Origin of the sequence: Vibrio sp. SCSIO 43086, from assembly GCF_051132235.1 — a bacterium.
GTDB classification, from domain to species: domain Bacteria; phylum Pseudomonadota; class Gammaproteobacteria; order Enterobacterales; family Vibrionaceae; genus Vibrio; species Vibrio diabolicus.
On the sequence record NZ_CP072677.1, the window covers coordinates 3051147 to 3064233 of the forward strand.

The following is a 13087-nucleotide window of genomic DNA, read 5'->3' on the forward strand; positions in this document are numbered from 1 at the left end:
AAATATGATTTAATATGTGTTTTACATTTTTGTGGTCTGTCTGTCAACAGGAGATTTGAAGAATCCATGCAATTACCAACTTTTCTAGAGGTCTATGAAGGACTCATCAGCACCTCTTCTATCAGCTCCACGGATCCGAGCTGGGATCAGGGCAATGCAAAAGTCATCGAAAAACTCGCATCTTGGTTTAAAGATCTGGGCTTCAACGTTGAAGTGATCGAGGTGGAGCCAGGCAAGCACAATATGATCGCGCGTATGGGAGAGGGTGAAGGCGGCCTTTTACTTGCTGGCCACAGTGATACCGTGCCATTCGATCAAGGGCGATGGAACTTTGATCCACATAAGCTGACTGAAAAAGACAATCGCTTTTACGGTTTAGGCACGGCAGACATGAAAGGCTTTTTTGCTTTTATTTACGAAGCCGTCAAAAAAGTCGACTGGAGCAAACAAACCAAGCCGCTATACGTGTTAGCCACTTGTGACGAAGAAACCACCATGTTGGGTGCACGACATTTCACCGTAAACGCCCCTTTTAAGCCGGATTACTGCATTATTGGTGAGCCTACCAGCCTCGTTCCTATTCGCGGCCACAAAGGTCATGTGGCGAATGCAATTCGGGTCACGGGTAAGTCAGGCCATTCATCCGATCCTGCCTTAGGCGTTAACGCGATTGAGATCATGCATGAAGTGATGTTTGCCATGATGCAACTGCGCGATAAATTGGTGAAAGAATACCACCACCCGGGTTTTGCCATTCCAAGCCCTACCCTAAACCTTGGACACATTCACGGCGGTGACAGCGCTAACCGTATTTGTGGTTGCTGTGAGCTGCACTATGATGTTCGCCCGCTACCAGGGATCAGCCTGGATGGCCTAGAAAATATGCTGCGCGGAGCATTAAAAGAAGTCGAAACAAAGTGGCCTGGACGCTTGGAGATAATTCCGTTACATGAACCAATTCCGGGTTACGAATGCCAACATGACCACCCATTTATCGGTGGTGTTGAAGAGATCTGCCAAACCAGTTCAGAAACCGTGAACTACTGTACTGAGGCGCCCTTCTTACAACAGCTCTGTCCAACCTTAGTTCTTGGCCCGGGTTCAATTGACCAAGCGCACCAACCGGATGAGTTTCTCTCATTTGATTTTATCGATCCCACAATTGATGTGCTTTCAAAGGCAATGGTCAAGTATTGCTGTTAATACGCGAATAAACTCAAAAGTCAGTGCAGCTCGATTGAGCTGCATCTTTTTATCTTCACAATTTAGCGCTAGCCTTAACACTTCTTTAACTTGTTATTTTGTAATTAATTTTCACTTCTTATTCTACAGCTGCCGTAAATTTGCTCTAAATCAGGAGACAGCGGAATAATTGCAAACTTAGTCTGCTTTATTTGACTATAACTGGTGCTTTTCGCTAGATTGGAGTCTTAACAAGGACAATGGATGTAGTTTTTTTACGAGGCAGGACGACAATGAACGAGAAATACGCCGCACTCAAAAGTAATGTGCGCATGTTAGGCCACTTATTGGGTAACACCATTCGCGATGCCCATGGCGAAGAAATCTTCGAGAAAGTGGAAACCATTCGTAAATTATCCAAATCAGCTCAAGCAGGAAATCAAGCAGACAGGGATAGCTTGATCGAAGAAATCAAACATTTACCTGATGAGCAACTAACGCCCGTTACCCGTGCGTTTAACCAATTTCTAAATCTCACCAATATTGCTGAGCAATACCACACGATTTCACGCCATTGTGAAGAGCACATTTGTGAACCAGACGCGATTAACTCGCTGTTTTCTAAACTGGTACAAAACGATGTGAGCAAACTGGACACTGCGCAAGCGGTTCGTGATCTGAATATTGAATTGGTATTGACGGCTCACCCAACGGAAATCACGCGTCGCACGATGATCAACAAGTTGGTCAAGATCAACGAGTGCTTATCAAAGTTGGAACTGAGTGATCTTTCTTCTAAAGAGCGCAAGAAAACCGAGCGTCGTTTAGAGCAACTGATCGCGCAAAGCTGGCATTCAGACGTAATTCGACAACAGCGCCCTACTCCGCTGGATGAAGCAAAATGGGGTTTTGCAGTCGTTGAAAACTCACTATGGGAAGCGGTGCCAGACTTCTTACGTGAAATGCACGATCGCTTGAAATCTTACTTGGGTGAAGGTTTACCAATTGATGCTCGCCCTGTGCACTTCTCTTCTTGGATGGGGGGTGACCGCGACGGTAACCCGTTCGTCACTCATAGCGTGACGCGTGAAGTATTGCTTCTGTCTCGTTGGAAAGCCGCAGATCTTTATCTCAATGACATCAATGAGTTGATCAGTGAACTGTCTATGACGGTTTCAAACGATCAAGTTCGTGAACTTGCTGGCGAAGATCAACACGAACCATACCGCGCTATCTTAAAACAGCTTCGCACCCTGTTGAATGAAACCAAAGATATTCTCGATGCTAAGATCCATGGTCAAAAACTGGCCGTTAAAGCTCCGTTGCAAAAAGTCGAGCAACTTTGGGAACCTCTGTATGCCTGTTACCAGTCGCTAAATGAATGTGGCATGGGTGTGATCGCAAATGGCTCTCTACTGGATACATTGCGCCGCGTAAAAGCATTTGGTATTCATCTTGTTCGCCTTGATATCCGCCAAGAGAGCACGCGTCATTCAGACGTATTGTCTGAATTAACCCGCTACTTAGGCATTGGTGATTACGAACAATGGAGCGAGCAAGATAAGATTGCTTTCCTAACCAACGAACTCGCATCTAAGCGTCCTCTTCTGCCTCGTGATTGGGAACCATCAGAACCTGTCAAAGAGGTTTTGGACACCTGTAAGATTATTGCAGCACAACCGCGTGAAGCATTCGGTGCCTACGTAATTTCTATGGCACGCACTGCATCGGATGTGTTAGCAGTCCACCTACTTCTGCAAGAAGCTGGCTGCCCATATCGTATGGATGTTTGCCCATTATTCGAGACACTAGACGACTTGAACAATGCAGAATCGGTCATCAAACAGCTGATGGGTATCGACCTATACCGTGGCTTTATCCAAAACCACCAAATGGTCATGATTGGTTACTCTGACTCAGCGAAAGATGCGGGTGTCATGTCTGCAGGCTGGGCTCAGTACCATGCGATGGAATCGTTAGTAAAAGTGGCGGAAGAAGAAGGTGTTGAACTGACTCTATTCCACGGTCGTGGCGGTACAGTAGGCCGCGGCGGCGCACCAGCACACGCAGCACTTCTGTCTCAACCACCAAAAAGCTTGAAAGGTGGTTTGCGCGTAACAGAACAGGGCGAGATGATCCGCTTTAAACTGGGCCTTCCAGATGTCGCCGTAAACAGTTTTAACCTTTACGCGAGCGCGATTCTAGAAGCCAACCTATTGCCACCACCAGAGCCAAAACAAGAATGGCGCGACTTAATGGAAGTGCTATCAGAAGTTAGCTGCGAGTCTTATCGCAACGTAGTTCGCGGCGAGCCTGACTTTGTGCCTTACTTCCGTCAAGCGACACCAGAGCTCGAGCTCGGTAAGTTGCCACTTGGCTCTCGTCCTGCAAAACGTAACCCGAAGGGCGGAGTGGAAAGCTTACGTGCAATCCCGTGGATCTTCTCGTGGAGCCAAAATCGTTTGGTACTTCCAGCATGGTTAGGTGCGGGTGAAGCGATTCAATACTCGATCGATAAAGGTCACCAAGCGCTGCTCGAAGAGATGTGTCGTGAATGGCCGTTCTTCTCCACTCGCCTTGGCATGCTAGAAATGGTGTACTCGAAGTGTAATATCGATATTTCTCGCTATTACGATGAGCGATTGGTGGATGAATCACTCCGTCCACTCGGTGAAAAGCTTCGCGCTCAGCTTCAAGAAGATATCAAAGCAGTACTGAATGTAGAGAACAACGAAAACTTGATGCAGCATGACCCTTGGGGACTCGAATCGATTCGCTTGCGCAACATCTACGTTGAGCCATTGAACATGCTACAAGCCGAGTTGCTATACCGTACACGCCAAACCGAAGAAGCATCTGCAAACCTAGAAGAAGCGCTAATGGTGACAATTGCTGGTATTGCAGCTGGCATGCGCAACACAGGCTAATCGCTTCATTTGTAATAAAAAAGCTGAGCAAGTGCTCAGCTTTTTTTTGGCGCTGGATAATTGCGCAACCAAAGGGCAGTTTAATAAACTATAAAAAACCCAAAAATTACCACACAAAAAGAATAAAAAACCACAAGTTAACACTATTGATTATTATGTTAGTTTTTTAGGGTAATTTTGTCCTACTATTCCACTTCATGCTTATTATTTATATACTACTTGCCTGCTGAGAGCTCATAAATCCAATCATACCTGCTCCAGCCATGATGGGACTCCCCATCTCTCTAGGTGATAAACGGCTTTAAGGTGACAGGACCAACATTGTTGGTGCTACTTATACATTAAAAAACTCAAGTGCCAGAAAGAGCACAGCTGAAAGTATAAGTAGCTTGTTTACAAGTTTATTGACCATTTGGATTGAAGACATGTCATTACCACACGTAATCTTAACTGTTCTTAGCACTCGCGACGCAACCGGTTACGATATCACTAAAGAATTCTCTGCTAGCATCGGTTACTTCTGGAAAGCAAGCCACCAACAAGTGTACCGTGAACTCAATAAAATGGCCGAGAAAGAGCTGGTTACTTGCGTATTAGAACCCCAAGAAGGCAAACCAGACCGTAAGGTTTACTCCATCACAGATGCTGGTCGCAGCGCTTTAGGAGAATGGTTTGATCAACCAACTGCACACCCGACTGTTCGTGATGAATTTTCAGCGAAATTGATGGCATGTGCCGTTCAACCATCAACACCTTTCCGTGATCAACTCGCCGAACTGGTTGAAGAGTCTCGCAAACTGGTTTCTCACTACAAAGAAATTGAAGCGGCTTACTACGCAACGCCGTCAACTTTAGACAAACAAGCTCGCCTAGAGCGTTTAACGCTTCGTCGTAACCTACTGTTACGTGAAACGTGGATCACGTGGGCTGAAGAAGTCCTAACAGAACTTGAAGTGATTGGTTAATTTCCTTTTACTTTGATACAACGAAAAAGGCTTGCCACTCGGCAAGCCTTTTGTCTTTTTGAAACCCGATTTATGCACCTACTGCAGCGCGAGGACGAACGCCTAGCGTATGACATAAAGCGTAAGTCATCTCTGCACGGTTTAGGGTGTAGAAGTGGAAATCCTTAACGCCTTCACGACTAAGTACGCGCACCATATCAATAGCTTGGCTTGCTCCCACAAGCTGACGAGTCACCGGATCATCATCCAAGCCTTCGAACTGTTTACTCATCCAGCCTGGTACTTTCACATTGTTCTGCGCAGCAAAACGAGAGGCTTGCTTAAAGTTCGACACTGGCAAAATACCAGGGACAATTTCCACATCAATTCCTGCCGCCACACAGCGATCGCGGAAACGAAGGTAAGACTCGACGTCAAAAAAGAACTGAGTAATTGCACGGTTTGCACCTGCATCTACCTTACGTTTTAGGTTCAATAAGTCAGACTGCGCACTTTTAGCTTCAGGGTGAACCTCAGGAAATGCGGCTACTGAGATATCAAAATCGTGACGTGATTTCAGCAGCTCAACCAGATCCGAGGCATACATGTCAGGCGCACCGCCACCAGGAGGAATATCACCACGCAGAGCAACGATATTTTCAATGCCATTATTCCAGTAATCATCGGCAATATTAATCAACTCTTCGCGAGTCGCATCAATACAAGTGAGGTGAGGAGCAGCAACCAATCCGGTTGTTGCTTTGATTTCTTTAATGATGGAGTGCGTTCTGTCACGCTCGCCAGAGTTCGCGCCGTAAGTCACAGAAACAAATTTAGGTTGGAGCGTTTTAAGACGGTGCACTGAATTCCAGAGTGTCTCTTCCATCTTAGCGCTGCTTGGTGGAAAAAACTCAAATGATACATTGATGTTGTCTGACAACTCAGCAATATTCTGGTTCAAGGCGTCAATATGGCCTGCGTGCGTGTATCCCATCTTACTCTCCCTGTGGCACTCCGCCACGAAAACAAATTCCTTAAATCGACGTTTAGACGTCTATATGTCTACAGAATGTATTGAATACGATTTAATGTCAACCTTGTAATTATGAATTTTTCTCAAGTTAATAATGAGGATAGTTCAAGTTATTACTTGAACGTTATTTCACCACTTATCACAAGCCGATACTTCAGTATGGCACTGAAGGCAAAATAAAAAACCCTGGTCGGGTTCCAGGGTTTTAGGTATCTCGCAACTTTAGAATAAACCGGCTAATCGGTTGAGGTCGGATTGAATCGCGCCGGCTGTCACTTCTCTTCCTGCGCCAGGCCCTCGAATAACGAGTGGGTTATCTTTGTACCACTTACTTTCAATGGCAAAAATGTTGTCGCACGGCAGTAGGTTGGCGAGCGCATGTTCACGAGATAACGCTTCTACTCCCACCGTCGCTTTACCATTTTTTTCTAAACGAGCAACGTAGCGAAGCACTTGGTCGTTTCTCTGTGCTTTTGTCAGGCGCTCTTGCAGTATTTCACTCAACAGCCCTCCGTTATCGAAGAAGTCATCGATGCTAAGTTTTCTTAATTCTTCTGGTACCAGAGATTCAACCTTAACGCTGCCCGGCTCAATATCGAGACCAGACTCTCGAGCTAAGATAACCAGCTTACGCATCACATCTGAACCATCTAAATCAGAACGAGGATCAGGCTCTGTTAAACCTTGCTGCCAAGCGAGGTCGACTAAATCATTAAATGGTACTGAGCCGTCAAATTGTTGGAATAACCATGATAACGTCCCTGAGAAAATACCCGATAGAGCAACGATCTCATCCCCACTTTCACGTAGATCTCGCACGGTATGGTTTATTGGTAACCCTGCACCAACCGTCGCGTTGTACAGCCAATAACGACCAATTTTAGCGAATGCATCTTGAACCTGATGGTAATACTGACTATCTGCCGAACCCGCCACTTTGTTAGCGGAAATCAAATGAATGCCCTGCTGCGCAATTTCTACATAGCGCTGAGCTAAGTCTTTACTCGCTGTCACATCAAGCACTACGGCTTCATCGTAATTTTTTAGCGCTCCTAATTGAGTCAACCAAGACCCATCGTTTGCTAGGCTTTCATCATCAAATCGTTCAGCAACACTTGCTGCATCAATACCTTGCTCATCGAACCAGTAGGTTTGACTATCCACGACCGCGACAAGGTCGAAGCTCATGCCATGACGTTTTTCGAGCTCACCTTTTTGAGTTGCAAATAAATTTAACCAACTAGAACCAATGTTGCCCTTGCCACATAAAGCCACCGCCACGCGCTTTTGCGCTTGGAACAACTGGCTATGAATCGTTTGAACCAACACTTCGGTATCAGTACGACGCAAAACGGCGACTAAACTCAGCCCCGACTCAGTTTCAGAAATAAATTCAACCGGAGAGTGTTTTAACTTCTGATAAAAACCAAAACAATGGTTGGCGTTTTTCGTAACGCCAGCGCCTACCGCCGCTAAGAGAGAGTAGCCTTCTTTGAGCTTAATCTCCGCTTCAACCGCAAGCTCTTGTAAGTGTTTCAGTGCGCCACCGGCAATTTCTGCGGTATACGCCAAGCGCAACGTGTGTTGATCGGGCTGTGCCTCAAATGCCAATGGCTCCAATTGCGCTCGCTGCAACGCTTGTAATACATCATTCTGTGTTTTTTCGAAGTCGTGCCCATGCATGAAAGACAGCTGCACCAATAAAACATCATCCAGCGAGGTAATAATTTTAGCGCCACGGCCAGACGCTAAGACACGCTCAATACGAGTAGAGCCCGATTCCGGCAGATAGCTACACTTGAGGTTGAGATCCATAGTACTTTGCGCCACAGGCTGAAGTGTACGACTGTGTAGGACTGGGGCGGCTAAACGGGCGAGTTCGCTGGCTTCATCCAATCGAAGTAACGGTAACAGACACGCGTCTGCCACCAAACGCGGATCGGCACTATAGACACCGGCAACGTCACTCCAAATGGTGACCGTGCTCACTTCAGCCAGAGCACCAATGACAGTTGCAGAATAGTCAGAGCCATTACGACCAAGTAAAATGGTTTCGCCCGCCTCGTTCTGAGCCATAAAGCCAGTAATTACCACACGTTTATGATTGTGTTGCGCGAGAACTTCTTTTATCAAAGGATATGAACGAGCGCGATCAACTTCAGGTTGAGTCCCGGCTTCCGCACGTAAAAACGCTCGTGCATCTTGTGCAACAGCGGGGATAGAACGTTGAGATAATAACGCGGCCAATAGGCGAGCAGACCAAACTTCTCCGTGTCCTAGTACCGCGGCTTTTTGCGCGCCAGTGAGTGGTGCTGTCAGCTCAGATAAGGTACTGAACTCATCATGCAGTAACGCTAATAGCTCTTCTTGTACTTCATTTTCCAACAAGTTTTCTATTAGCTCCGTTTGGAACTGCCTTAGGCTTTGAAGTGCTTCATGCGCGATTCGGCCATCTTTGTCTAACCCTTCCAGGAACTCAATCAAGCGGTTAGTGGTTTTTCCTGCCGCCGAGACGACCACAAGATCATTTTCCGTCGAATACTCCTTAAGAATATCCACAACGCGTAAATAGCATTCTGGGTTTGCTAAGCTACTGCCACCAAACTTATGCAGCTGACGTTGTAAAGTCATTATTATCGTCTCCTATTGTTGGGCAGCTTTAGCGAATGCTTGCTCTAAATCTGTGATGAGATCTTGTGCATCTTCCAAGCCGACAGACAAACGCAATAGTTGATGCGACACCCCCGCTTCTGCCAGTGCTTCCTCTCCCATAGCGCGATGCGTCATGGATGCCGGATGACAAATCAAGCTTTCAACTCCACCTAATGACTCAGCCAATGAAAACAGTTGGAGCTCTTTAACGAACACTTTTAACTGCTCAAACGAACCGGCAAACTCAAAGCTCAGCATAGAGCCAAAGCCCGTTTGCTGCTTTTTAGCAATGTCATGACCTGGGTGCTCCGGCAGGCTTGGATGATAAATGGTTTTAACTAACGCTTGCTTCTGGAGATAAGCCAGTACCTGCTGTGAACTCTCTTCATGCACTCGCATGCGAGCACCAAGTGTACGAATGCCTCGCAACGTCATATAACTATCGAAAGGTGTGCCAGTCGCACCAATGCAATTTCCCCACCATGCAAGCTCTTCTGCATGCGCTTCTGTTTTGGTGATGATCACGCCACCAATCACGTCTGAATGACCGTTGATGTACTTCGTTGTGGAGTGGATAACAAAATCCGCACCTAGCTCTAAAGGTTTTTGGTACACGGGTGTCAAAAAGGTATTGTCCACCGCAACTAACGCGCCGACTTGTTTCGCTTTTTCACAGGTAGCTGCAATATCCACTACGCGAACCAGAGGGTTTGACGGAGTTTCTAGCAAAATGAGTTTTGGTTTCTGTGCTAATGCTGCATCCAAAGCTTGCTCGTCTGATTGATCGACAAACTGAACCTTAAAATCGCCTTTGTTGGCTCGGGTATTAAAAAGACGATAGGTGCCGCCATAACAATCGTGAGGAGCAATAATGAGATCATCAGGGCCAAGAAAAGCGGACACCCATAAATTTAATGCCGACGTACCGCAGTTCGTGACAACCGCTCCTTTTCCAGACTCGAGTTCAGATAACGCACTTTCCAACAGTCCGCGGTTTGGATTTCCAGATCGCGTGTAATCATACTTAGGTACTTCACCAAAAGCAGGAAAACCATAGTTAGTGGAAAGATAAATAGGTGGAACGACAGCGTGATATTGGCTGTCTGATTCAATACCAGTGCGTACTGCAATGGTCGCAGGTTTGCGAGAGCTCATGGGTGTATCCTTTCACGGGTAATGACTTCTAAATAGGAATGCGCTATATCTAATGAGTAAAATAAAGTGATCAACACGCTTCCTTTGCTGTTCTGTTCACTTTACTCGTCAAAAAATGAGACGTCAACACTTCTAGACGTCTATATGTCTTTGCTTATGGCGGTAAATGCAGCTAAAATCAGCACCTAAATTATTTTTAACCGATTACATAAATGAAGGTGTGCAATGGCTGACTGGAATGGCGAATACATTAGCCCATATGCAGAGCACGGCAAAAAAAGCGAACAAGTAAAAAAAATTACCGTCTCTATCCCGCTAAAAGTTTTAAAAGTGCTAACTGATGAGCGTACTCGCCGTCAGATCAATAACTTACGCCATGCAACCAATAGTGAATTACTATGCGAAGCATTTTTGCACGCGTATACAGGTCAGCCACTTCCAACAGATGAAGACCTTCGTAAAGACCGTCCAGATGATATTCCAACAGAAGTAAAAGCACTGATGACGGAAATGGGCATCGAATTTGAGTCGTTTGACGAAGAGTAAAAAAGCGAGGCTGGAGGCTTCAGATAGCAATTCTTATCTCGAGCCAAAAGAATGATATAAAAAATGGGACGCGATTGCGTCCCATTTTTTGTACATCACATCTAATAGATATATTACTCTGCCATGTAGTTTTCAGGCATCTCGATACGAGCAACACCTGAATCAACTGCCGCCTGAGCCACAGCTTTTGCAACACGTGGTAGTAAACGTGAGTCCATTGGTTTTGGAATGATGTAGTCTGCACCAAACTCAAGCTTATCGACGCCTGCGGCCTTCAATACAGTTTCAGGTACAGGCTCTTTTGCTAGCTCACGAATCGCCTCAACGGCTGCAAGTTTCATTTCATCATTGATTTCACTTGCGCGCACATCAAGAGCACCACGGAAGATGAATGGGAAACATAATACGTTGTTTACTTGGTTCGGGTAATCACTACGGCCAGTCCCCATGATCAAATCATCACGAACAGCGTGGGCAAGTTCCGGCTTAATTTCAGGATCTGGATTCGAACATGCAAATACGATTGGCTTATCTGCCATCAGCTTCAACGCTTCCGCTGGCAATAGGTTTGGACCAGATACACCTAGGAACAGATCCGCGCCTTCAATCACATCTTCTAATGTGCGTTTGTCCGTGTTGTTTGCGAATAGCTGCTTGTATTCATTAAGATCATCACGACGAGTGTGGATCACACCTTTACGATCCAGCATGTAAATTTTTTCGCGCATTGCACCACATTTAATCAGCAGCTCCATACACGCAACAGCTGCAGCGCCAGCGCCAAGACAAACGATCGTTGAGTCTTCAAGCTTCTTACCTTGAAGTTCGATCGCGTTCAGCATGCCTGCCGCCGTTACAATCGCAGTACCGTGCTGATCATCGTGGAATACTGGTACATCACAACGCTCAATTAAACGCTTTTCAATCTCAAAGCAATCTGGTGCTTTAATATCTTCAAGGTTGATACCACCAAAGGTGTCTGCAATGCTTGCGACAGTATCAACAAATTCATCGATCGTGCGGTGCTTAACTTCAATATCAATCGAGTCAAGGCCAGCAAAACGTTTAAACAGTAACGCTTTACCTTCCATCACTGGCTTAGATGCAAGTGGACCTAGGTTACCTAGACCCAGGATAGCGGTACCGTTAGAAATAACAGCAACCATGTTGCCTTTCGCTGTGTACTTGTACACGTTATCAGGGTTTTGTGCGATTTCACGCACTGGTTCTGCAACACCAGGGCTGTAAGCAAGGGCAAGATCACCCGCCGTTTCCGCAGGCTTTGTCAATTCGACAGCAATCTTCCCTGGAGTTGGATAAGCATGGTAATCCAATGCTTTTTGGCGATGTTCTTCTTCTGGAGTGGCTGCTTGGCGATTGTCTTCAGACATGGACGTTTCTCTTTTTTATTTTTAGGTAAGGGGGCATAAATTCTATCGGATAGAAATCAAACTTCATAGGCAAGATTGCGAGCAATATCCTTAAAAAGCCGATAATAAAAGAGATTAGACCAGATAGCGGGGATAAGCACCTGATTTTCGAGTCAGGTGCTCTTTTCTTCTTACAATTGAAGTGCGCAAAATCCTGGACGTTATTACTCTTCGTCTACGTATTGCGCTTGGAGGTAGTTCTCAATGCCAGACATTTCAATCAAGCCAAGTTGCGTCTCTAGCCAGTCAACATGCTCTTCTTCATCTTCAAGAATATCTTGAAACAGATCGCGAGACACATAGTCTCGAATGTCTTCAGCATAGGCAATCGCATCTTTTAAATCTGGAATGGCGGCCATTTCAAGCTTTAAGTCACACTCGAGCATTTCTTTAGTGTCTTCACCTATCATCAACTTGCCTAAATCTTGTAGATTCGGTAAGCCCTCAAGAAACAAAATACGCTCAATCAGATGATCGGCATGTTTCATCTCATCGATAGATTCGTGATATTCCTTATCTGCTAGGTGCTTTAACCCCCAGTCCTTATACATTCGAGCATGAAGAAAATACTGATTAATAGCGATGAGCTCATTTCCGAGCACTTTATTGAGATGTTGGATGATGATTGGATCGCCTTTCATGACAAAAACCTCCTCTTTAGCTTCATTTAAATGTAGAAGCAAATGAGAAGGTGTCAAAACGCTAGGCAAATAATTACTTAATTACTGCATGCTCACAGTAATTAGCTAGCTTGTTTGAATACCGTGTAACTGGTTTCCGCTAAAATATCCTTGGCCTGTCTGATGCACTTACCACATTGGCTACCCAATGCTGTGCATTTTTTGATTCCTTTAATATCCGTTACGCCTTCATCTATCGCCAACTTCCTAATTTTCTTGTCGGAGACCCCATGGCAAAGACAAACGTACATACTCAAAAACCTATTAAATTAACCTGTAGCAACCAATATAAACAAGAATAATTCTTGTTACCAGTCGCATTGATAGGTCTGCTCAGAATATTTTGTTATATAGATTTGGTGACAGTAGGCCAAGATCAGAGAGTTAGGTGTTACGACCAAAGGTGTTGAAAAATATAGCCGGTAATATTCTGTTTTTAAATTAAAAAATTAACGTATTTCCTACGAACACTTATAACCAAATATAATTTAGATATAAAAAAGGGAAGCCTAAGCTTCCCTTTCTCGATGCGCTTTCT

10 protein-coding genes are annotated in these 13087 nt (G+C 45.3%); 4 read left to right on the forward strand and 6 right to left on the reverse strand.

Annotation, left to right across the window (positions count from 1 at the left end):
• The first annotated feature begins 66 nt into the window (after nucleotides 1-66).
• The 3 genes from argE (at nucleotide 67) to J8Z23_RS14470 (ending at nucleotide 5074) form a co-directional block, all read left to right on the forward strand.
• Nucleotides 67-1203 carry an acetylornithine deacetylase gene (argE, locus tag J8Z23_RS14460; RefSeq protein ID WP_434634045.1) on the forward strand — a complete coding sequence of 379 codons (1137 nt, stop codon included), beginning with the start codon at nucleotides 67-69 and terminating at the stop codon, nucleotides 1201-1203.
• Between the two features lie 272 nt (nucleotides 1204-1475).
• Nucleotides 1476-4109, forward strand: a complete 2634-nt coding sequence (ppc, locus tag J8Z23_RS14465; protein ID WP_012841346.1) for a phosphoenolpyruvate carboxylase — start codon at nucleotides 1476-1478, stop codon at nucleotides 4107-4109.
• 425 nt (nucleotides 4110-4534) lie between these two features.
• Nucleotides 4535-5074: a PadR family transcriptional regulator gene (locus J8Z23_RS14470; RefSeq protein ID WP_005395734.1), complete on the forward strand. Its 540-nt coding sequence runs from the start codon at nucleotides 4535-4537 to the stop codon at nucleotides 5072-5074.
• Between the two features lie 70 nt (nucleotides 5075-5144).
• Here the strand turns inward: J8Z23_RS14470 and metF are convergent, their stop codons facing one another.
• The 3 genes from metF to J8Z23_RS14485 all read right to left on the reverse strand — a co-directional run bounded on the left by metF (nucleotide 5145) and on the right by J8Z23_RS14485 (nucleotide 9893).
• Complete coding sequence (gene metF, locus J8Z23_RS14475; protein ID WP_046874624.1) at nucleotides 5145-6047, reverse strand: methylenetetrahydrofolate reductase; 903 nt, start codon at nucleotides 6045-6047, stop codon at nucleotides 5145-5147.
• A 261-nt stretch (nucleotides 6048-6308) separates the two neighbouring features.
• Nucleotides 6309-8717, reverse strand: a complete 2409-nt coding sequence (locus tag J8Z23_RS14480) for a bifunctional aspartate kinase/homoserine dehydrogenase II (RefSeq protein ID WP_164667092.1) — start codon at nucleotides 8715-8717, stop codon at nucleotides 6309-6311.
• A 12-nt stretch (nucleotides 8718-8729) separates the two neighbouring features.
• On the reverse strand, nucleotides 8730-9893 hold the full coding sequence (locus J8Z23_RS14485; RefSeq protein WP_114324092.1) for an O-succinylhomoserine (thiol)-lyase: 1164 nt from the start codon (nucleotides 9891-9893) through the stop codon (nucleotides 8730-8732).
• Nucleotides 9894-10118: 225 nt separating this feature from the next.
• On the opposite strand from J8Z23_RS14485, the gene metJ reads away from it, so the two are divergent.
• Nucleotides 10119-10439, forward strand: coding sequence for a met regulon transcriptional regulator MetJ (metJ, locus tag J8Z23_RS14490; protein WP_005381353.1), 321 nt, complete (start codon nucleotides 10119-10121; stop codon nucleotides 10437-10439).
• 113 nt (nucleotides 10440-10552) lie between these two features.
• Here the strand turns inward: metJ and J8Z23_RS14495 are convergent, their stop codons facing one another.
• The 3 genes from J8Z23_RS14495 to J8Z23_RS14505 all read right to left on the reverse strand — a co-directional run bounded on the left by J8Z23_RS14495 (nucleotide 10553) and on the right by J8Z23_RS14505 (nucleotide 12800).
• Nucleotides 10553-11830 (reverse strand): malic enzyme-like NAD(P)-binding protein, encoded by a 1278-nt coding sequence (locus tag J8Z23_RS14495; RefSeq protein WP_006742766.1) that lies wholly within the window; start codon nucleotides 11828-11830, stop codon nucleotides 10553-10555.
• Nucleotides 11831-12033: 203 nt separating this feature from the next.
• A complete protein-coding gene (gene bfr, locus J8Z23_RS14500; RefSeq protein WP_005395745.1) occupies nucleotides 12034-12510 on the reverse strand; it encodes a bacterioferritin in 477 nt (158 codons plus the stop codon).
• Nucleotides 12511-12611: 101 nt separating this feature from the next.
• Complete coding sequence (locus J8Z23_RS14505) at nucleotides 12612-12800, reverse strand: (2Fe-2S)-binding protein (RefSeq protein ID WP_031780493.1); 189 nt, start codon at nucleotides 12798-12800, stop codon at nucleotides 12612-12614.
• Between the last annotated feature and the right edge of the window lie 287 nt (nucleotides 12801-13087).

What these genes read in the sequence shown, in the direction of transcription:
- J8Z23_RS14480 (WP_164667092.1), bottom strand. Translation starts at nt 8,717, where the DNA reads ATGACTTTACAACGTCAGCTGCATAAGTTTGGTGGCAGTAGCTTAGCA.
- J8Z23_RS14505 (WP_031780493.1), bottom strand. Translation starts at nt 12,800, where the DNA reads ATGTACGTTTGTCTTTGCCATGGGGTCTCCGACAAGAAAATTAGGAAG.
- J8Z23_RS14485 (WP_114324092.1), bottom strand. Translation starts at nt 9,893, where the DNA reads ATGAGCTCTCGCAAACCTGCGACCATTGCAGTACGCACTGGTATTGAA.
- metJ (WP_005381353.1), top strand. Translation starts at nt 10,119, where the DNA reads ATGGCTGACTGGAATGGCGAATACATTAGCCCATATGCAGAGCACGGC.
- J8Z23_RS14495 (WP_006742766.1), bottom strand. Translation starts at nt 11,830, where the DNA reads ATGTCTGAAGACAATCGCCAAGCAGCCACTCCAGAAGAAGAACATCGC.
- ppc (WP_012841346.1), top strand. Translation starts at nt 1,476, where the DNA reads ATGAACGAGAAATACGCCGCACTCAAAAGTAATGTGCGCATGTTAGGC.
- metF (WP_046874624.1), bottom strand. Translation starts at nt 6,047, where the DNA reads ATGGGATACACGCACGCAGGCCATATTGACGCCTTGAACCAGAATATT.
- argE (WP_434634045.1), top strand. Translation starts at nt 67, where the DNA reads ATGCAATTACCAACTTTTCTAGAGGTCTATGAAGGACTCATCAGCACC.
- bfr (WP_005395745.1), bottom strand. Translation starts at nt 12,510, where the DNA reads ATGAAAGGCGATCCAATCATCATCCAACATCTCAATAAAGTGCTCGGA.
- J8Z23_RS14470 (WP_005395734.1), top strand. Translation starts at nt 4,535, where the DNA reads ATGTCATTACCACACGTAATCTTAACTGTTCTTAGCACTCGCGACGCA.